This window comes from Chitinophaga sp. CF118 (genome assembly GCF_900112615.1).
In the GTDB taxonomy this organism is placed as follows: domain Bacteria; phylum Bacteroidota; class Bacteroidia; order Chitinophagales; family Chitinophagaceae; genus Chitinophaga.
The window spans coordinates 18,709-41,392 of record NZ_FOMK01000010.1 but is presented as its reverse complement, the minus strand read 5'-3'; the positions used below and the strand labels follow the sequence as shown (position 1 = coordinate 41,392).

Below are 22,684 nucleotides of genomic sequence, written 5' to 3'. Positions count from 1 at the left end.
AGATAAAGTCATCCTTCGTTCATCCTCCGTTAAAAAACGAAGGATGAACGAAGGATGACTTTATCTCTTTACGACCTCTTCAATATAAAATGTTAAAATAGACTATTTGTTAAACCTCAACGTTAGATAGATATCTAACTATAAACATGCAATAATTAAGAAAATGAAAAGCAGGATATATATGCTGACAATGCTTATGGCCCTTGTAAGCATCTTAGCAGTAAACAGCGCATCCGCTCAACGCGGTGGGGGAAGAGGGCACGCATCATTTGGAGGAAGGGTATCTGTCGGTGTTGGCGGTGGTTTTTATGGTGGCGGCGGTTACTACCACGGCGGGGGGTATTATCATGGCCCCAGATATTATGGGCCCCATTATTACTACAGACCTTACTTTTACGGTCCTCCAATAGGGCTCCGTATCGGTATACTGCCTTATGGCTTCCTGACTTTTAATACCGGCTTTGGCCCGTATTACTATTACGACGGTACATTCTACCAGCCATATTACGATCAGCAAAAGAATGAAGAATACCAGGTAGTAGATCCTCCAATGGGAGTAGTAATTCCTTCCCTTCCTAAAGGTGCTAAAACGGTTGTAATAGACGGTAACACCTATTATCAGAAGAACGGAACCATCTACCAGGAAGTGCAGCAAAATAATGTAACCAAGTATGTGGTAGTAGGTAAGGACGGACAACTGGATACAGGAGATCAGCAGCAGGAGCAACCGCAGAATAATACAGCACCTCCACAGGAGCAGGTGATGGCACAGTTGCCTGATGGTTCAAGAGGAGTAGAAATTAATGGCCAGCAATTATATGTTTCTCCTGATGGGATGTATTACCAGGAAGTAACAAATCCGGATAATTCCAGAGGTTACAAAGTAGTAGGTAAAATGTCGGCAGAGAATTAAGTAATAGGGAGAACAAATTTTATGGGTGGAATATGGTAGTTCGCTGCTATATTCCACTTGTCTTTTTTAGCTGAAAGTGAAAGACATTCTTTAATATAACAAATTAACAAATATTACCTTTCTGTTACGATTGTGTCTAAAATTCCACACAATGCTTCTTTTATTGAGAATATTTCAGTAGCTTTAACTAGCTTTTAACATTTATGAGTGCCTAGCTCTTAATGTATCTCAGAATAATCGATAACCATCTTTATTTTATTTTTATGGAGCCCTTATCCCGCAATCAAAAAAAAGAAGCCCGGCAGGGAATTTCCCTTGTGCAGTTGTTATATTCTTTTCAAGTTCAATTAAGTCATGTTCAATTGTTGTAAACGTATTGATGCCTTAAAAGGATAATCTTTTCACCCCCTTTTATTTCTTTATGCTGTTAATAAACCCGGTAACAGGTCTTTTCAACATGTCGAAAAAGCATCAAACCACTCTGCTGCCATTGCAATTGTTTATGTTCGGGAATCTGGCAGTTTAGCCTTATATACTCCACATTATGAAAACACATTCCAGTTCGTAAAAACAGGATGGGATTGCTTTGTATACATGTAGCCCAGGCATCCCGGATTCAACAGAAAAAGTAAAGTATTACAGCGGTATTAAATAACACGATGATTGCCTAAATCATGGTACGGGCAAAATATGCCCGGAACCAAAATCAAAACCCATATGAAGACACCTGCTATTATCGGGATCACCCCCTTTGAAAGTCCTGATGTAAAACTCGCACTGGCCCTGGCAAAAGCAAAAGCTTTTCCCGTGTTACACCTTGGACGCAACAAGGCTCTTGCCATTGAAGCACTGAAAGAATTAACCCTGAAAAGCGAACAGAATTTTGGAGTATGCTTTTCCTCATCAGATCTTTCAGATCTCCCCCTCCCGGAACAGGTTTCCATTGTAATTGCTCCCTATGGCATTAAACTGGCAACCAGGAAAAACGTACAACTCTTTTATCAGGTGCACAACCTCTCCGAAGCCTTGCTGGCAAAGGCAGACAAGGCTGATGGGATCATCGTTAAAGGAAATGAAAGCGCTGGCAAAACCGGCGAAGAATCTGCTTACATCCTGTTCCAGCAGGTAGTGAAAGCACTACCTAATACGAATATATGGGTACAGGGTGGTGCAGGTATCCATACCACTGCAGCACTCATTGCTACAGGTGCAAAAGGTGTAATACTGGACAGCCAGTTGGTGCTGTTCCCGGAATGCAATGCGCCCGCAGCCATCAAAAATGTATGTGAGAAATTAAATGGCAATGAAACCCGCATCATTGATAACTTTCGTGTACTGGTTCGCCCGAACTCTCCTGTTATCCCTGAAAATGCACAATATACAGATCTGGAAAAATACCTTGGACCTATTGATCTGGATAAAGGCTTACTCCCATTGGGACAAGACATTGCCATTTCAATCGATCTGGTTAAACGATATAAAAAACTCAGCAGACTGATTACAGGTATGCTGGAAGGCATCCGTGGCCACCTCCACCAGGCAAAGACATTAAATGTAATTAGTCCGGGAAATGCGCTTGCACAGGAACTAAATATCCCTTATCCTATTGCACAAGGACCCATGACGCGGGTAAGTGACGTACCTGCCTTTGCTGAAGCAGTGGCCAATGCGGGTGCATTACCATTTGTGGCCTTGTCCTTATTAAAGGGAGAAAGTGCCCTGCAGCTCATCCAGCAAACAAAGCAACTGGCCGGCGACAAAACCTGGGGTGTAGGGATTCTTGGATTTGCACCACAGGAATTGCGCGACGAGCAGATAGAATATATTAAACAAGAGAAACCTCCCATTGTATTGATTGCCGGCGGCAGGCCCTCTCAATCCAAAGCACTGGAACAAATGGGTATCAAATCCTTTCTGCATGTGCCCTCCGCTTCATTGCTGGATATGTTCCTGAAAGAAGGAGCCAGAAGATTTGTTTTCGAAGGCAGGGAATGCGGCGGCCACGTAGGCCCCTTATCCAGCCTGGTGTTATGGGAGAAACAGATAGACCGCTTATTACTCGAAGATCATGCGGATCAACTGAATATCTTCTTTGCCGGTGGTATCCACGATTCCCTGTCTACCGCTTTTATTTCCGTAATGGCAGCGCCACTGGCAACGAAAGGAGCCAAAATAGGGGTACTGATGGGTACAGCCTACATCTACACAAAAGAGGCTGTTGAATCAGGCGCCATCCTCCAGCAATTCCAGGATCAGGCAATTTCTCATACTAGTACCGTGTTACTCGAAACTGCGCCCGGTCATGAAACCCGGTGTTTGCAATCGCCCTTTACACATTTTTTCAATGAAGAGAAACGCAGATTAATTACGGAGAATCTGGATAAAAAAGAAATATGGGGACGCCTGGAACAACTGAATGTTGGTCGACTGAGAATCGCGGCAAAAGGTCTCGACAGGAAAGAGAATGACCTGGTAACAGTTGATCTCAAACAGCAGGTAAATGATGGAATGTATATGATCGGGCAGGTAGCTGCATTGAGGAATGAGATCGTTTCCATGACCGAATTACATAAAGAGGTAGCGGAAAATAACTTCAAACATATCCAGGCAGCCGTTTTGCCGGCACCGTTATATGCTCCTGAGAAAGCGTTGGACGTTGCCATTATAGGTATGGCCTGCATTTATCCTGGTGCAAAAAATATTGAAGAATACTGGAGTAATATTCTTGAAGGGAAAGACTGCGTAACTGAAGTACCAGATGAGCGCTGGAATAAATCATTATACTGGGATCAGGAATCTACTGATGGTAATAAAACACCTTCTAAATGGGGTGGCTTCATTCCCCGGATCGACTTTGATCCGGTTGCCTTCGGGATTCCTCCGCAGTCACTCGCGGCAATTGATCCTACACAATTACTGAGTTTACTGGTAGCCAAACAGGCACTTGAAAATGCAGGCTATGGCAATAAAGATTTTAATGCGGAAGATGTATCTGTAATCATTGGTGCAGAAGGAGGAAACGACCTGGCTAATAACTATGGATTCCGCTCCCTGTACCGCCAGATTTTTGGCGAAATGCCGGCAGAACTGGATGATGCATTACCTAAACTGACCGAAGATTCCTTCCCTGGTGTACTCGCCAACGTTATATCCGGTCGCATTACCAACAGGCTGAACCTTGGAGGAAGAAACTATACTGTAGATGCAGCCTGTGCTTCCTCCCTCGCGGCAATTGACCTCGCATGCCAGGAACTGATCCTCGAAAAGTCAGACATGGTGCTGGCAGGTGCCGCAGATCTTCACAACGGGATCAACGATTACCTGATGTTCTCAAGTACGCATGCATTGTCTAAAACCGGCAGGTGCGCTACTTTCGACTCCGCAGCTGATGGTATTGCATTAGGAGAAGGAGTTGCTATGGTGGTGCTGAAAAGACTGGCCGATGCGAAAAGAGACGGCGATAAAATATACGCAGTAATAAAAGGAGTAGGTGGTTCAAGTGATGGCAAGAGTCTGGGACTAACTGCTCCACGCAAAGCCGGGCAAATAAAAGCACTGGAAAGAGCATACGAACAAAGTGGAGTATCCCCTGCCGCGCTGGGCCTCGTAGAGGCACATGGTACCGGCACAGTAGTAGGCGATAAAACAGAATTAAGTGCTATCTCCGATATGCTGATCCAGTCGGGCGCAGTGGCCGGACAAGCACACCTGGGTTCCGTAAAAACACAGATAGGGCATACCAAATGTGCAGCCGGACTGGCAGGACTAATCAAAGCTGCACTCTCTGTATACCACGGTGTTAAACCTCCTACCCTACACATAAAAGCGCCTAACAGTTATTATAATGCATCTACCAGCCCCTTCCTATTTAATACTGAAGCAGGGTTATGGATGGATGATCAACGGCTGGCAGGTGTAAGCGCCTTCGGCTTTGGTGGTACTAACTTCCATGCGGTAATAGAAAATGAAGGGAACCAACCGGAAGACAATACCATTATGAAATCATGGCCTGCAGAACTCTTCGTATTCAGGGGAGATACGCAAGCCGCCATGAAACAACTGTTACAATCTGTACGTGCCATCCTGGAGAACAATGATACCATCTCCCTGAAAGATATTGCTTACAGCCTGCTCGTTAAAAACGATCAGCCCATCCTTTTATCTATCGTAGCAAGTAACAGGGAAGACCTGATGCTGAAAATAGAACTTGCATTATCCGGTGCTACCGCGAAAGAGATCTATGCTACACAGCCATTGGAAGGTAAAGTGGCATTCCTGTTCCCCGGACAGGGCAGCCAGCGGATCAACATGGCCAGAGAACTGTTCGTTGCATTTCCGGCCATGCGCAGATTGCTGAAAAACAATCCTGCCTATGAAAAGATCCTCTTCCCGAATGCGGTATTCAATGAGGATGCTGCTAAAAAACAAAAAGAGCAGATCAAAGATACCCGTGTTGCTCAACCGCTGTTAGGCATCGTAGATCTCGCCATTGCCAACTTCTTAAAAGAGCTGGGCATTCAGCCGGACATGGTGGCTGGACACAGCTATGGAGAATTACCCGCTTTATGTTTTGCCAATGTGTTTGCAGAAAACGAACTGGTATCACTCTCAGAAAAAAGAGCTAAAGCAATTTTAGATGCAATAGAAGATGATAAGGGTGTGATGGTTGCTGTGAACTGCTCCGGCGATGAATTATCGACCATTGCAAAAGAAGAGAATGGGGTGTATCCAGTGAATCATAATTCTCCGAAACAATGGGTACTGGCCGGTACCACAAAGGATATGGAGCGATTGATGGAACAACTGAAGCAATCAAACATATCTTATAAACAACTGGAAGTTGCCTGTGCATTCCACAGTCCTTTATTATCAAAATCTAAGGCGCTGTATAAAACAGCTATCAGTAAAGTATCTTTTAATACTCCATCTATACCGGTATGGTCCAATACTACTACAAAGGTATATCCGGCAGCTGCTAAAGAGATTAAGGAACTGCTGACAGATCATCTTGTTAAACCAGTTCGCTTTACGGAAGAAGTAGAGCAAATGTATAAAGCCGGCGCCAGGGTATTTATAGAAGTTGGTCCGGGTAAAGTATTATCCGGGCTTACAAAAGCCATCATTGGTAAAGATGAACTGATCTTACATACTGAAGATAAAAATGCGTTCAATCAATTACTCTCCACTATTGCGAGATACATTGCCAGTGGCAGGGATGTAAAACTGGAAAAACTATTCGATGGCAGAGAGCCACAGCAGCTGCAATTAGATACTCCTGAACAATATAAAAAGAGTAGTACAGTATGGTATGTAAACGGACAATTATCCGTACCATCAGTAGGTAAGCTGCCTGCTCATGGAGCATTGCCCATTACTGAACCTTTACAGTTAAAAGGCAGTGAAATAAGAACAGTTGTAACGGCTAATGGTGGTGCAGAAAACATGGTACAGGAATACCTGAGTAATATGAAGTACATGATGCAGGCACAAAGAGATGTGATGCTGAGCTTTATGGGCCATGTACCTCAATCTTTTAGTCAGCCGCAGATAATACAGGAAGCACCGGCAAAAGTTATTCCAGTGCAGGCTCCTGTTCATCAGGAAACAATTCATGTAAATATCAAGAGAGATCCGAAAAAGATCCTGATAGAAGTTGTAAGCGAAAAAACAGGTTATCCCCATGAAATGCTGGGCATGGACATGGATATGGAAGCAGATCTGAGTATTGATTCTATCAAGAGGATGGAAATTATCGGGGAACTGAGAACACAATTAGGTGGTTTTAAAACTGCCGGCAAAAGTGATGAAGCCGTGGTAGAACAACTTGCAGGAATAAAGACCCTGAATGGATTATTACAGTGGATCGCAGATAATGTGGATCAGAGCCTCCCTGATACAGGTGGCATTTCTTTACAACACGCCGTTCAGCAACCGGCAGCTGCAAAAGGCTGGACAGAACAGGATATCAGAAGTACCATCCTGCTCACTGTCAGCGAAAAAACAGGATATCCGCAGGAAATGCTGGGACTGGATCTTGACCTGGAAGCTGATTTGAGTATCGATTCCATTAAACGGATGGAAATTCTCGGAGAGTTAAAAGTTAAAATAGGAGGATTTAATCAGGGCGAAGATAAAACTGAAGCATTGGCTGCTATTAAAACATTAAACGGATTAGTGAACTGGATTGTTGGGAATATGCCTGCCGAAACAGCAACAGCGGTGACGGTTATAGAGCAGACTCCTATCCCTAAAACCAAAGAAGTATTATCCCGTATACGGTTTGCACTAGCTCCTTCCTATTTTGAAAATATCCTTCCGGCAAAACTGGCCGATCAAAAGTTTGCGATCACTGATGATGGCAGCAAAGTGGCCTTGTCTATCAAAAAACTGCTGGAACAACAGGGAGCATCAGTAAATATCATTACTGCTAATGATTCCCTGGAAGGATATAACGGACTGATTATCCTTGATATTTTGTCTACTCCTAACAGACAGGATATCTTAACGGCTTTCTCTACCATTAAAAAACTGGATCCGAAAAACGTGAAATGGATTTATGCCATCTCCGGTATAGAACAAACTTCGTCATCCGATACCAAACAACTCAGGCATTTCCAGGGATATCCCGGCTTCTTTAAAAGCCTGGATATAGAATGGGAACAAACTAAGTGCAGAAGCATTAGTCTTACGGGCATCCTGTCTCCCGAAGAAATTGCCTCCATCGCACTTGATGAGATCCAACATCCGGACCAACCATCAGAAGTGATTTACCAGGATGGCAAGAGGCATATCTTCCAACTCATCCCTTCACAAATCCCCACAGGAGATACTCCGAATATCCAGCTGGATAAGAACGGCGTTATTCTGGTACTCGGAGGCGCACAAGGGATTACGTCAGAACTGATGATCCGCTTTTCTAAAGATTACCCTTGTCATTATATCCTGGTAGGCAGATCTGCAGATCCACGTAATGACGGGCAAAATAAATATGCTGCCTTCAACAGTAAAGAGGATATCAAAAAACAACTCATTGCAGAAGGCCAGCTCACCAAACCTGCTGAAATAGAAAAGAGAGCATCAGACATTCATAAATCAAACCAGATCCTGCATACTATCACTTCGCTGGAAGCCAATGGGGCAACTGTTACTTATCATACTCTGGACCTCCGGAATGAACAGGAACTGAGCCATCTTATCAGCAGTGTATATAAAGAATTCGGGAGGATAGATGGTGTGATTCATGGTGCAGGATTATTAGAGGATAAATTATTCCAGCAAAAAACATCAGACTCTTTCGAAAGGGTATTCTCTACAAAAGTAACACCACTTAGAATTCTCGCAGAACAACTACGTCCCGATGTGCAATTTGTAATCCTGTTTTCCAGCGTTGCATCCGTATATGGTAACCGCGGACAAACAGACTACGCAGCAGCCAACAGTGTAATGGACCGTTACGCATGGGAGCTGAAAAAAACGCTGAAAGGTAAAGTGATTGCTATCAACTGGGGCCCGTGGAAAGGAACCGGCATGGTATCTCCTACCCTGGAGAAAGAATATGAACGCAGAGGTATCCCGCTGATTCCCCTAAAGGACGGCATGGAAATCTTTGTGAACGAACTGAAGTACGGTAATGAAAGCCAGGTGCTTATCATGGCTGAATAGTCTCACTCCCTAAACTATCTGAATGAAAACCCAGGTTGACGTAGCCATTATAGGAATGTCCGGTATTTTCCCCGGTGCAGGAGATCTGAAAACATTCTGGCACAACATTATAAACAAAAAAGATGCTATCCAGACTGTGCCTGAAAACCGGCTGGACGCATCCTTCTTCGATCCTTTGTCGAACGCAGTAGACCGTTTCTATTGCCGTCGCGGCGGATTTATAGATGAATTTGCTTCTTTTGATCCTATTCAATTCGGCATCCTTCCCTTAGCTGTAGAAGGTACTGAACCGGAACAACTGCTTACGCTCGCACTGGCCCAACAGGCATTACAGGATGCAGGTGTTCTGGAAAGAGATCTGGAGAAAACAGGCATCATCATAGGAAAAGGAAATTATACCGGTCCGGGTGCCACCAGGGCAATAGAAATTGTAAGAACCGGAGAACAAATTGTACAGGTACTGCAAACGCTGTTGCCCGATCTGAAAAGTGAAGACCTGGACAAAGTGAAAAAAGAGTTCCAGTTGAAAAAGGGGCGTTTCGGCCCCGATACAGCAATGGGGCTGATTCCTAATCTTGTAGCTTCATTAGTTGCCAACAGGCTGAATCTGGGCGGCGCGGCCTATACTATCGACGCTGCCTGTGCAAGTTCACTGATTGCAGTTGATCATGCCATTCAGGAATTAAGTTCTCACAGGTCTGATATGATCATTGCAGGAGGCGTGCATGTTTGTCAGAATGCTCCCTTCTGGAGCATATTTACACAACTGGGTGCTTTATCCAGAGCCGGTCAGATTCGTCCTTTCGATCAGCGGGCCGATGGTTTGCTGATAGGAGAAGGATGCGGTTTCGTAGTACTGAAAAGGCTCGAAGATGCCATAAGGGACCAGGACCGGATCTATGCTGTAGTGAAAGGCACCGGTGTATCCAGTGATGGCGCCGGCACCAGCGTAATGAGCCCATCCCTGAAAGGACAATCCAAAGCGATCCGCCAGGCATGGCAAAATGCAGAGATAGACTTAAAGGAAGTGGGCTACATTGAAGCTCACGGCACAGGTACACCTCTCGGAGATAAAACAGAACTGGAAACACTCAGTAATATATTCGGAAACGGCAAAGGATTACCCAAAGCAGGTATCGGTACCGTCAAATCCATGATCGGTCATGCTATGCCCGCAGCAGGTATAGCAGGACTCATCAAAACAGCATTATCATTATATCATAGCAAACTGCCTCCTACCCTTCACTGTGAAGAACCTTTACAGATCATGCAGCAAACCCGCTTTGAACCTGTAAAGGAAACACTGGACTGGAACCTGCTGGACCTTCCCAAACGTGCAGGCATCAACGCTTTCGGCTTCGGAGGCATCAACGCTCACGTAGTAGTGGAAGGCTTTAGTGACCCTGTCAGAACCATCTTCAATGGATTTACACCCGCTCCAAAAGCAGATGTATTGTTGCTGGCCAGAGCAGATAGTGATACACTCATCAAAGCACTGGAAAGAAATGAAACAGATCCGGGGCGCGGCAATTACAGGATTGCATTATTCAATCCCACTCCTGAACGTATTAAGAAAGCTATCAAAATTGTAAGCAGGAATCTTCCCTGGAGAAATAAACAGGATATCTGGTTCACGAACGATCCACTGATAAGCAAAGGCGGTAAAGTCGCCTTCCTTTTCCCAGGGCTCGACGGATTATCAGGAGGTGAAGTGGACAGCGTTGCAGCACATTTCAACCTGCCCAGATTTGAGTCTGACCAAGCCACTACAGATGGCGTATTTGATTCAGCACTACAACTTCTTGAAAAGAGCAGGATCATGGATACTGCACTGAAACAGCTTGGGATATTACCAGATCTGAATGCAGGACATAGCCTGGGAGAATGGCTGGCGGGAAGAGCTTCCGGAATGGCAGAAGAATCGTCTGTGCTGGCACTACTACAGGAGTTAAACCCTGCATCTTTTGAACAACAGGATGCACAGTTTCTGGTAATTGGCTGTGGTTATGAGCGGATAGCGCCCTTTCTCAAAGATATCAAAGAGCTCTATCTGTCCATGGATAACTGTCCGCAGCAGGTCATCCTCTGTGGCATCGGAGAAGCAGTAGAAAAGCTGATGATCATTCTCAGAGAAGAACAGATTTTTCATCAGATATTACCTTTCCAGTCAGGTTTTCACTCTCCTTTCATGGAAAACAAACTGGAGATTTTATTTACAGGAATTAACAAGGTTAACTTTAAGAAGCCAACCATTCCGTTGTGGTCCGCTACCACATTGGATCTTTATCCGGAAACACTTGAAGCAATCCGCGATCTGAGCGTTGATCATCTTATAAAACCCGTGCGTTTCCGCGAACTAACAGAGAAATTATATGATGAAGGTGCGCGGGTATTTATACAAGCAGGCTCCGGTGGATTAATCGGATTTGTAGATGACACTCTTAAAAACAAAACATACAGTGCCATTGCCGCCAACGTACCTGTAAGATCAGGGATAGAACAGTTACAACGGGTAATGGCAGCTCTATTCATTGAAGGGAAAGAAATTAATTATTCTTTCCTGGGAATAGAGAACAAGCCAAAATCGGCCCCTGTAAAATTACAGCTTGGTTCTCCGCTGGTAAGAGATTTAGTATCCCTCAAAAACTTGTCCGTCAGGAAAACAGTGCCGGTATTTGAACCCACTGGTGCACCGGTTATGAAGGCATTCCTCGAAAACTGTGATGAGATAACCGCTATTCAGGAAGAAATCATTGCACTATTCAATGACAAACCAGCACCTCTCAAACCGGTTTCCCACCAGTTGAACATTTCACTGGAAAACAGCCCCTATCTGATAGATCATGCGCTGATCAGGCAAAAGCCGGGATGGCATTGTCCGGACGATATGGATCCCGTGATCCCGATGACAATGATCTTTGAACTTTTTGCAGACATAGCAAGAGAAAATGCTCCCGGTAAAATAGTGCAGAAGATCTCTCATATCCAGGTTTTCCAATGGATGAAAGTAGCTACGCCCTTTACAGAAACAATTAAAGGCGAATGGCAGGATGCTACACATATCACCTTGAACCTGGAAAATTATGCGAATGCAACAGTAGAACTATCATCAAAATATACACAGCCATCAATACAGTCTTTAAGTGCCGGCACTCCTTTACCCATCACCATAACGCCTCAGCAGATCTATGAAGAAAATATGTTTCACGGACCGGCATACCAGGGAATCAGGAAGATAATCACTATGGGAGATAAAGGCATTACCGGCATTATAGAAAGTAGTACCGGCAAAGGTTCCTTACTGGATAATGCAGGTCAGTTGTTTGGCCTCTGGTTGCAGCTTACGTTGGAAAAAGACCGCATTGCATTTCCTGTAAAAATCCAGGAAATAGCCTTCCACGGCGATATGCAGGATCAGCAGGGCACCTTTGAATGTACCTGTGAACTTACAGAACTGAATGATGAATTTGCCACTGCCAACTTTATCCTGAAAAGAGATAACAAAATATGGGCGGTGATCACCGGATGGCAGAACAGGCGCCTTGAAATAGATGATACACTCTGGCGCATTTCTATGTCACCCTTACATAATAGGATGTCTCAAGAAATAGCACCAGGCATCTTCTTCTTTCACAATGCATATCAACGCGTAGTATCCTGGGATTTTATTCTTAAAAGATATCTTAATCAAACAGAGAGAACATATGTCAAGGCACTGCTGCCCAACAAACGTAAAGAAAGAATCATCAGCCGGGTAGCGGTAAAAGATGCGGTAAGAGCCCTGCTGAAACAGCAGAAAAATGAAGCATACTACCCCATAGAATTTGAGGTGCGCACAGATGCAACAGGAAAACCATTTACGGATGGACTGATGACTAATGGCATCCATATTTCTATCGCCCATAAAAACACAGATGCTGTAGGAATTGCCCGCTTTGATACACCTGTAGGAATAGACATAGAAGAAATCAGTGAGAAAAATACAGGCTTTAATGATCTCGTTTTTCATGAAAGTGAACTGGCATTAATTGCTGACAAAGACCACACAGAATGGATCATCCGCTGCTGGGTAGCAAAAGAAGCATACGGGAAATATCTTGGCAAAGGCCTACAAGGAAATCCTAAATCATATGTCATTGAAGAGATCAGCGGAGACACTCTAAGGATTAAAAACGTTATCATAAAAACAATTAAACACAATAATTATATAATAGGATGGACACAGTAATTACACACAGAAAATTGAACAGCGAAGAAATATTGGCTGTATTGAAAACATTTATCACCGAAGTTATCGGGCAAGAGTTCGTAGAAGAAATGGATATCACCAGGGAAAGCTCTTTTACCAGAGATCTGGAAATGGACAGTATTGAAATTGTATCATTTTCAGAAAAAGTGAAAGCGCATTTTGGAGAACACATTGATTTTACCGGTTGGCTTTCGGGCATGGGTCTGGATCAACTGATCAACCTTAAACTGGATGACATCATAAACCACATCGAAACATGCCAGTAATCAAAGTAAACAACGCCACAGTACACATTCAGGAACTGAATAAAGGGGCTAAAGAAACCATTTTGCTGATTCATGGTATGTTCAGTAATCTATCCGTCTACTACTTCAACATCGCTCCTATCCTGGCGCAGAACTTTCATGTAGTGATGTACGACATGAAAAGCCATGGCATGAGTGCGAAGTCGAAAACCGGATACGATCTTAACACTATGACAGACGACCTGCTGGCTCTTATGGAAGCACTGGAACTAAAATCAGTATACCTGGCAGGATACAGTTTTGGCGGACTGGTTGCACTAAAGATGGCCATGCGCTATCCCGGCAGGGTAAAAAAACTGGCAGTGATAGAAGCTCCTGACCCCAGCGATGATGAAACACTCGGTATGATCGACATCTATAGTAAAGAGTTCCTTGTAGACTACATCAACAACTTTACTGATACTACGAAAATGCGTATGGGTAAGCGACAACTGGATAAAAATCACAAGATGTACGAATACCTTTTCAATGAAACATCTATCAAGTCAGACATGCACAACGAAAGAGCATTCTTTTCCGATACAACCATCAGTCATGTATCGCATGATACATTGCTGCTGTATGGCAAAGCGTCCAACTGCGCTGATTCGGGAAGGAAATTGTATGATAAGATAACAAGATCCAAACTGGTCTTCGTAAACGGAGATCATAATGTTCCAATTCAACAACCGGAAGAAATTGCTAACAGGCTGAAAGACTTTTTTGAAGGATGGCAGATCAAATTCAAACAAATCAATAGCAGAATATGGCAAGGTTTGCGTTCATAGTTCCTCCCCTTACAGGTCATGTTAACCCCACACTGAGCCTGGGTGCCGAACTATTACAAAGAGGGCACGAAGTAGGCTGGATAAGCCTCGATGCTTCACTGGAAACCCGTTTACCCCAGGGAGGTATACTCCTGTTGGTGCAATATGACCAGAATGATACTGAGAAAAGAGACAGTGAACAATATCTGGATCAGATCACCAAAAAGAATGTATCCGGTATAGAAAGCATCAAGTTTTTATACGAAGAGGTATTAATACCCCTTAACAGATTCATGTTCGAAGGTATAACCACACTGCTGGAAACCTTCAGGCCGGATGTGGTTATTAATGATCATCAGCTTTTTTCCGGCGCCATTGCTGCTTACAAAAAGCAGATCCCCTATGCTACTTCAGTAACAGCACCTGCGGCTGTTAAAATGATGGAAGATCTTCCCGGTGTGCACGAATGGGAGATCAAACAGATCGTTGCCCTGCAACAGGAACTTGGCATACCGGATGATACATCCATTGTATGCTCTGATGCTCTTACCATGATCTTTACCTCGAAAGATTTCTTTGGCGACATGTCACTGCCTCCCGGATATAAATTCATTGGCCCTGTAATCCGGGACCGGGCAGCTATTACTTCCTTCAACTGGGAAAGACTTTACCACATCGGCGATCATCCCCGGATCCTGGTTTCTATCGGAACCACCTTCGATCATACCTATAAGAAAGAATTCTTTCAGAAAGTGATCGACGCATTGGGCAATGAACCGATATCTGTAGTCGTAGTATCTGATCAGTCTCTTTTTGAAGAATGGCCGGATAACTTCATTGTACAGGAAAAAATACCACAACTGGAACTATTACCACATCTGGATGCAGTTGTATGTCATGGCGGGCATAATACTGTATGTGAAAGCCTGTCACATGGTCTGCCCCTGGTGGTGATCCCTATTGCATATGATCAATCGCACGTAGCTGGCCGGGTAATCCAGGTAGAAAGCGGTTTAAGGCTGAATTATAAACGGTTCAAAGCAGCACATCTGCAAACAGCTGTATGGGAAATTATCCGCAACCCGGCATACAAAAAAGCCGCTCAACGAATTCAGCAATCCTTTGAGAAATCCGGTGGTGCTACTACAGCTGCAAACCTGCTGGAAAAACTCGTACCCCAGCTACAGCCATATCATAGCCTCGCATTTTACCGCAACCGCTTTTATTAATTATAAAGACACAAGGATTATGTCAAAATTCATGTTTGTGGTACCGCCCTTCTTTGGGCATATCAGTCCTACGCTAAGTGTAGGCGCCAGTTTGATAGCCAGAGGTCACCAGGTAGTATGGGTGGGTATCAAAGAGTTGGGAAGTGAACATATCCCGGCAGGAGGGCAATTCATTGTTCCTCATGAAGAACTTGCAGAACATCAAGCCGATATTCAGCGTATCCTGAAAATACAGGATGATGGGCCTAAACTCTCAGGCATAGAAACCCTGAAACTGGCACTGGAAGATACCTATATCCCCTTCTGTCGCTATATCATGAAAGGTCTGTCCAGAGTAGTAGATGAATATCAGCCAGATGTGATTATCAGTGATTGCATCACATTTGCCGGCGCTATCTGTGCTTATAATAAAGGAATACCCTGCGTAACCACTACACCAGTCCCCCCTGATGTTACAGGAGATACAATGCAGTCGCCCAAAATCTTTGAGTGGCAGCAAAATCTCATCCAGGGATTACAGCGTGAGTTTGGCATTTATACGGATGAATATGTAATCCATTCCAGGGAAATGAATATCGTATTCACATCCAGGGAATTTGCCGCCAGTAAAGACACCTCTGAACATATGAAATTTGTAGGTCCGGTAAAAGGAAGACCAAACAATACCCCGTTTGACTGGGACAGGCTGGCTGCCGTTACCACCCCTAAAGTATTTGTATCGCTGGGAACATTGCTGGTAGACATCCGCAAAGATTTCTTCCAGAAACTCATTGAAGCGTTTGCAGATCAACCGCTGACAATCATAGCAGCAACAGATCCTGCCATCTTCGACAAATGGCCGGACAACTTCATAGTGCAGGGATATGTACCCCAATCCACACTGATGCCCAAGATGGATGCCGTCATCTGCCACGGAGGATTTAACACCGTGAACGATGCTTTTATGAATGGTTTACCCATGCTGATTACTCCTATTGCATACGACCACTTTCATACAGCATCCCTGATAGAGAATGCTGGTTGTGGCGTAAAGTTGCGGTATAAAAGATTGCGGATAAGTGATCTGAAAACGGCAATGTGGGATGTACTCGAAAATGATAAATATCGTCTGGCTGCGCAACACATCAGGGATACATTTATCAAAGCAGGTGGTAATGAAAAGGCCACAGAATTACTCGAAACATTTGCACAGAAAACTTTTCAGGTTACCAACATATGAACAGACAATTACTCTTCCTTGAAAGGATCCTGTATGGGGATGGTTTTACGCCATTCAATATCGTCTTTGTTGTAAAAATAACCGGCACTATCTCCTATGGAAATCTCCGGAATGCCCTTACAAAAATACAGGCCAAACATCCTTTATTGAGATCGGGTATTAAATCGAATGATAAGAAGATCCCCCATTTCTTTTTGAATGAGAGAGTACCGGAAATTCCTATCCGCATAGTAGAACGGAAGCACGACGACGATTGGATAGAAGCATCAAAGGCTGCCTGGGCAAATGTTTTCGATACCCGGAATGGGCCATTGATGGGTGTTACCTGGGTAAGATCTCCAGACATCTCAGAATTGCTTATCAGTCTCCATCATTGCATGTGCGATGGTGGCGCATTATTGTTGTTGGTCCGCGAAATGCTGGCCCTGCTGGACAACCCGGAAAAGGAGATAGGGCAACATACCTCCTTCACCACAATAAAGGATATTGTTCCTGCGGCCATATTAAAAAGCCGGAAGAATATATTAAAAGCAAAGTTCAGTGGTGCAGTTTTAAGACTTGCCCTGTCTGCGGCGACCGCTTTTATCAGACCAGGAAAAATAAAGATTAACAGGGAAGCTGACTATCTTATCAGTTGGAAATTCAGCAAAGCAGATTCTTCAGCATTATTCAAAGCATGTTCTGCGGCAGGTGTTACAGTAAATACGGCCTTATGTGTAGCATTCCTGAATGCATTCAGAGAAGTAAAGGGTGATAATGCACATAATAAGATCACCTGCCCTGTAGATATCAGAAAGTTTGTAGAGAACATAGATAAGGACACCATCTTCTCCTTTGGCCTCGTTCTTACATTATCGATAGACAAAGATCCCAATATGCAATTCTGGGACAGAACCCGCTTACTACAAAAAAAGGTGACATCAAAAATGGCGGATATGAATCCATACGAATTCCTGATGGCATTTGAAAACGCACACTCATCGGTACATAAAATGAGGAAGATGCTGACCTATGGTAAAGTTGGATATGATCTGATGTTCTCTAACCTGGGCAAACTGGACATTCCGCAACATTTTAATTCTTTTGATATTGAAGCCATCTACAGTCCTTCTGTTATTGGTCCATTTGCGAATCCAACCACTATCATCACATCCACTTTTAACAATCAGATAGATTTTACATTTATTTCTAATGATGGGGTGCTGGACCGTGCAGATGCACGGGCTATCAGAGACAATGCAATTGCATTACTCCAGCGTGAGGCTACCCTGCCGGTAACAGAACCCGTACATCATAACAATTTTAACCATGAACAGAAAACTAATAATCGGTGAAAGGATCATGTATGTGGATGCAAAAACAACTGTTAATTGTGTGTTTGCCGCAAAAATACGTGGTACTATCAAAGAGGAAAACCTGAGAATAGCGCTCTTGGAAATACAAAGAAAACACCCACTATTACGGGTAGTGATCAGAGAAGATGAGCAGGGCAGACCTTACTTTGTTTCCAATACCAAGATCTCCCAAATTCCGCTACGCATAGAAGAACGGTTTTCAGATAACGACTGGATAACGGTTTCCGAGGCAGAGTGGGAAAACCGATTTGATGTAAAAAGAGGCCCACTGGCCAGAGTAGTATGGCTGAGATCAGCCAATGTGTCTGAAATCCTGCTGGTATGTGCACATTGTATCTGTGATGGCACCTCTATACTTACCCTCATGCGGGAAATTCTTCAGGTGCTGGACCAGCAGGATATAGATATGGAACCTTATGAATCCTTTGAGTCTGTCAACTCCCTCATTCCTTCATATATCCTTTCAAACAGGAAAATGAAGATGAAGGCCTGGTTAATCGCCAAAATAGCGGGATGGGTTTTATCATTCAAAACCACTAAGCATAAATCGCCTCCCGATAAGAGCTATTTATTGAACTGGAAGATGGATGAAGAAAGCTCCACTGCACTTATCAACCTTTGCAAACAGGAGAAAACTGCACTTCACGCTGCTTTTTCTGTAGCATTCCTGGAAGCCATGCGAGAGCTTAAAGGGGATAAAGCAAAAGGTCAGGTGATCTATCCGGTAGATATCCGCCGGTATATTTCTGAAATAAAAAATGATCATTTGTTTGCCTTCGCGCCTATTGAGGAACTCCCCGTAGACAAAGACAGCAATACGGACTTCTGGACCAAAACCAGGAAGCTCCGAAATGATCTGGCTGGAAGAATAGACGTCATGAATATCCACGAACTATTATTGATAAGTGAATACTTTCATTCTTCCGTGAAAAAACTCATTGCTTATCTGAAATCCAGCGAAGGCACCCATGATGTGACACTTTCTAATATGGGACGCCTTAATATCCCGGACAGCTACCAGTCATTCCATCTGGAAACTATACACAGCCCTAGTGCCAGTTTCCCCTGGAGAAACCCGAATACTCTGATTATTACCAACTTCCGGAGAGAAATAGACTTCTCATTTATTTCCAGCGAAAGCTTTCTCTCAAAGGAAGATGCGACAATTATCAAAGACCGGATGATGGAACTACTGGTTGAAAAAATAGCGGTATTACAACAAGCTTTATAAATATCCCCATATGGAACTACCCGGAATAAGGACAGATGAAGCCCTGTTAAAGAAATTTACCAGGAAACAACTGCTTATCTCTATTATTTCCAATGTGATCATTAACGGAGTGGTACCCTATATCAACTTTGAGGACAAGCATGCTGTTCATCTCTTTAAAGGTGCTCAGCCGCTGGCAAGATTTATTTTACCTATGGCCGTATTTCTTCCCTTTTTTATCACTTTAGACGTATTAAAAAAGACAATCGCGTTAATAGAAGGAAATAACGCCAGCCTGCCCTTCTCTCCTCACTTCCCTAAAAATAAATTCCTATTTAAAACAGCTGGTTTAAACGCAACTGTTACATTATCAACAATGTTATGTTTAATGCTTGGTTTACATGTATCCCTGCCGGACAATTATACCTTTGATGGAACCGTTCTAGCTATTGTATCGGGATTGTTAGGTGGAGCTATGGCTGTAATTTTTGTCTTACAGCCTATCAGCAAGGTAAAAAAGCTGTATCCTGCCTAACACTCGGGAATATTACATAATTTAGTGACAGTGAAGTTCACCAAATAGAACCATGCATGAAACGGATTATCGCATTGATTGCGTTCATATTGCCAGTTGCGCTGAACGCCCAGACTAAGCTGGCTGAAAATATAGTTGAAGATCTTACCCATAAAATAGCAGAGCACTATGAGCTCAAAAATGACCTGGGGACACTTTTTATAGCAGACCAGCTATCACGTAGTGGTGCCGGCGGATTGGATATCGATAAAACGATGGCCGAACTGAAAGGTGATCCGGCAGCCCTGGATGCTGCATTAAAATTCTACTACCAATACAGTGATTGTAACAGGCAGCAGTTGATCGCAAACTTAAGGGCCCTGGGTATCCAGAGCAATAGCGTATTTCCTGTGGCGACTTATACCGTCAATAAATTTAAAGGAGAAGCCAAAGACTTACAGGAGGAGAAAGCAGCCCTGGTAAAATCAGGAGGCATGCCCGTTCTGCCTCCCCCCGGTTCGGTAAAACCTAAAGCGAAACCCACTGTAGCGGCTACTACTGATAATGAAAACATTACCCCTGCGCAACAGACTACAACAGAAACCGCAGCAACAACTACTGCCAGTGAGCCTGCTGCTAAAACTGAAGATACCTATAACTGGGACGTACGTACACTTTTCAAACTCCGTCGGCCCGAACAACTGGTAGAACTATATGGTAAAGAAAATGTGGCTTCACATCCGGCTACAGATTTGCAGGGCAATGATGCAGGTATCGCTTATTATGTATTTCCTGACACTGACAACGAAATGGAAGTAATTTTTGATGGAGAAAAGGGTACGGCAATCACTTTCACAAAAGAACATGCAAAGTGGAAATCTCCTTTTGGAATCAAAGTGGGCGATCCGATCGATAAAGTAGTGAAAGTAAACGGCAGGAACTTTAAAATAAATGGATTTGAATGGGAAGACGGTGGTATTGTTGACAGCTGGGAAGGTGGAACAATAGCAGGTAAAGGGGTATCTGTCCAGTTTAAAGTGAATAATACCGGAGAGCCAAAATATGACCAGGTAACTGGTGGAAAAAAGGTGAATAGTGATATGTCCGTGTTAAAAAAGCTGGATGTGGTAGTAGAGAAGATCGTTTTTAAAAGCAACTAATAAAAATATTCCTGATGAGAAGGCTGTATCATACTTTTGATACAGCCTTTACTTTTATATCAAGCTGTTAGACTTACTAATTTAACCAGATTGAAAATGAAAGAGATACAGCCATATCGTAACCATTTGGACGACTTTTAAGCCCTTCTTTTATACCAGTAACTTATTATTGATAGCATACTTAATCAGCATTGCTGTATTCCTTACTTCCAGCTTTGCCAGTAAATTTTTACGGTGACTGTTCACTGTATCTGCGCTGATAAATAGTTGTTCCGCAATCTCAGGATTCGTGTTACCTTCTGCTATAAGGACCAGCACTTCTTTCTCCCTTCTGGTAAGATGAGGAAAATGATGTCTGCTGTTATTGTGTTCATTCTGAATAGCCTGCTTTGCCTCCTTCGAAAAATAATTATCTCCACTGTACACAGTATGTATTGCATAAAGTAACTCTTCCCGGTCTACATTATTCAGCAAATATCCACTGGCACCATTCTCTACCAGTCCGGTTGCATACTTTCCTTCATTAAGAGAACTCAGACCTATTATCAGGATATCCGGGTGTTCCATCCTTATAGTGGCACACAAATCAATGCCATCCATATCCGGAAGATCAACATCCATGAGGATCAGATCAATAGTATGGGATTGTAAAAAGGTCAGGCAGTCATTCCCATTTCGGGCATGTCCAACTATTTCTATCTCCTTTTCACTATTCAACAGTGAGTACAATCCTTCCAGTATTAATGGGTGGTTATCTAAAACATACAGGCGGATCATGTTTTTTCCGGTTTTAAGACGCTAATGACAAACAGTTAACGGGTTACAGGTTTTGAATGTAATTGGCATTACTCTAATGTAATATAAGGAAAGTTTGCCAGAGATATCAGGACAAAAGTAAGCACCTGTCCCATGCCGGTGTAGTAGCAGGATCAAGTGCCGCAATCAGTACTAATCCTAATCCGGTAATCCCTTCCAGCAACCCATAACAGTTAATATATTTTTCATCAGCATAAAACTTAAACCCGGCCAGTCCGTCTTTCCAGGTATTCATTTGCAGTGTTTGTTGTAGCCAATGGTCTGCACCTTCCAAAAAGAGCGGATCTTCAGTTGCTAAATAAGCTCGCCTGTATATATGCGCAATACCAGCACCTCCATGACAGAAACAGGCATCATGCACACTCCCGTTCTTGGTATTTCTATGTTGTAACGTGTGTGTAAAAATGCGATGTGCTTCTTCTTTGTAAAGATCATTCTGCAACCCCATCCCTACATTCATTAAAGTGGCGGCAATGCTCAGATCACCATAACACCAGCCTAGCCGGCTTTGTTTTCCTGTCATTGCTTCATTGCGGGTATCCACCAATACAGGATAAAGTGAACTGATTCCTTCCTCGGGCTTATTTTTGGTTGATAACAACCAGCTGATACTCTGATCAAGTAAGGGTGATACATCAATCCCTTTCTGATGGATTTTTCCTAAAACAGAGATAATAGCGGGTATACCATGTGCTAATCCCAGGTTAAAAGCTGGTTCTTCAGGTCGTTCTGCCTGAGTTCTGGAAAAATGATCCCGCCAGCGGAGACCTTTTTCATCCTTATAAGCCGTCTTTTCCAGCTGCTTTACCAGTGTATTCAAATAAGGTGAGGGCTGTTCCTTTTCCAGGAAATATAATGCAATACCCAGCCCCTGATGCAGGAAATCATACTCTTCCTGCACTACCTGCTGCTCCATAATATTTCCCAGTAGTACATCCACTTCCTCAAAAGTATCTTCTAGTCCATCTTCGCTTGCAAAACCGGTATTAATAAGATGCTGAATAGCCCATACCATTCCCGATACTCCATTGCAATGCGAAGGTATCAGTGCTTCCTCTGACAAAGCCTGTATGCTTTTTAATAATAGTTGATGCACCTTTTTGAGGTGTTTCTTTTTACCGGTGAGATTGTAGTAATAAGCATAGAATAAAGCGTAACCGCTATACCCGGACAATAAACCCGGCAGGTTTTCCTGCTCTGTGTAATAATCCAGTGCAACACTTATCTCCTGTAAAACCCTAATGGCATCCTTTTTATAATCCATATGAAAAATAATGATGGGACTGAATAAAGGTTAAGATACCTT

The 22,684-nt window shown here is 43.4% G+C and carries 13 protein-coding genes; 11 read left to right on the top strand and 2 right to left on the bottom strand.

The features are described 5' to 3' along the window. Positions 1-163 precede the first annotated feature (163 nt). The 11 genes from BM176_RS26605 to BM176_RS26555 all read left to right on the top strand — a co-directional run bounded on the left by BM176_RS26605 (position 164) and on the right by BM176_RS26555 (position 20,562). On the top strand, positions 164-913 hold the full coding sequence (locus BM176_RS26605; protein ID WP_090107451.1) for a DUF6515 family protein: 750 nt from the start codon (positions 164-166) through the stop codon (positions 911-913). A gap of 717 nt (positions 914-1,630) precedes the next feature. Beyond that, positions 1,631-8,575, top strand: coding sequence for a type I polyketide synthase (locus BM176_RS26600; protein ID WP_090107619.1), 6,945 nt, complete (start codon positions 1,631-1,633; stop codon positions 8,573-8,575). Between the two features lie 22 nt (positions 8,576-8,597). Further along, positions 8,598-12,803 carry a type I polyketide synthase gene (locus BM176_RS26595; protein WP_090107450.1) on the top strand — a complete coding sequence of 1,402 codons (4,206 nt, stop codon included), beginning with the start codon at positions 8,598-8,600 and terminating at the stop codon, positions 12,801-12,803. After that, the gene (locus tag BM176_RS26590) at positions 12,791-13,090 is read left to right on the top strand and encodes an acyl carrier protein (RefSeq protein ID WP_090107449.1); all 300 of its coding nucleotides are present in this window, start codon (positions 12,791-12,793) and stop codon (positions 13,088-13,090) included. The genes BM176_RS26595 and BM176_RS26590 overlap by 13 nt, the downstream gene beginning before the upstream one ends. Next, positions 13,081-13,896 carry an alpha/beta fold hydrolase gene (locus BM176_RS26585; protein WP_090107448.1) on the top strand — a complete coding sequence of 272 codons (816 nt, stop codon included), beginning with the start codon at positions 13,081-13,083 and terminating at the stop codon, positions 13,894-13,896. Before BM176_RS26590 ends, BM176_RS26585 begins: the two co-directional genes overlap by 10 nt. Continuing rightward, positions 13,875-15,104, top strand: coding sequence for a glycosyltransferase (locus BM176_RS26580; RefSeq protein WP_090107447.1), 1,230 nt, complete (start codon positions 13,875-13,877; stop codon positions 15,102-15,104). The genes BM176_RS26585 and BM176_RS26580 overlap by 22 nt, the downstream gene beginning before the upstream one ends. A gap of 19 nt (positions 15,105-15,123) precedes the next feature. Continuing rightward, complete coding sequence (locus BM176_RS26575; protein WP_090107446.1) at positions 15,124-16,323, top strand: glycosyltransferase; 1,200 nt, start codon at positions 15,124-15,126, stop codon at positions 16,321-16,323. Then, entirely contained in the window at positions 16,320-17,657 is a 1,338-nt protein-coding gene (locus tag BM176_RS26570; RefSeq protein WP_090107445.1) for a condensation domain-containing protein, read from the top strand. The genes BM176_RS26575 and BM176_RS26570 overlap by 4 nt, the downstream gene beginning before the upstream one ends. Beyond that, positions 17,632-18,909 (top strand): condensation domain-containing protein, encoded by a 1,278-nt coding sequence (locus BM176_RS26565; RefSeq protein ID WP_090107444.1) that lies wholly within the window; start codon positions 17,632-17,634, stop codon positions 18,907-18,909. The genes BM176_RS26570 and BM176_RS26565 overlap by 26 nt, the downstream gene beginning before the upstream one ends. Positions 18,910-18,919: 10 nt before the next feature. Beyond that, positions 18,920-19,423, top strand: coding sequence for a hypothetical protein (locus BM176_RS26560; RefSeq protein ID WP_090107443.1), 504 nt, complete (start codon positions 18,920-18,922; stop codon positions 19,421-19,423). A 56-nt stretch (positions 19,424-19,479) separates the two neighbouring features. Next, a complete protein-coding gene (locus tag BM176_RS26555) occupies positions 19,480-20,562 on the top strand; it encodes a hypothetical protein (protein WP_090107442.1) in 1,083 nt (360 codons plus the stop codon). Between the two features lie 150 nt (positions 20,563-20,712). Here the strand turns inward: BM176_RS26555 and BM176_RS26550 are convergent, their stop codons facing one another. Both BM176_RS26550 and BM176_RS26545 read right to left on the bottom strand, forming a co-directional pair. Further along, positions 20,713-21,339 carry a response regulator gene (locus tag BM176_RS26550; RefSeq protein WP_090107441.1) on the bottom strand — a complete coding sequence of 209 codons (627 nt, stop codon included), beginning with the start codon at positions 21,337-21,339 and terminating at the stop codon, positions 20,713-20,715. A gap of 106 nt (positions 21,340-21,445) precedes the next feature. Beyond that, the gene (locus tag BM176_RS26545; protein WP_090107440.1) at positions 21,446-22,642 is read right to left on the bottom strand and encodes a lanthionine synthetase C family protein; all 1,197 of its coding nucleotides are present in this window, start codon (positions 22,640-22,642) and stop codon (positions 21,446-21,448) included. Between the last annotated feature and the right edge of the window lie 42 nt (positions 22,643-22,684).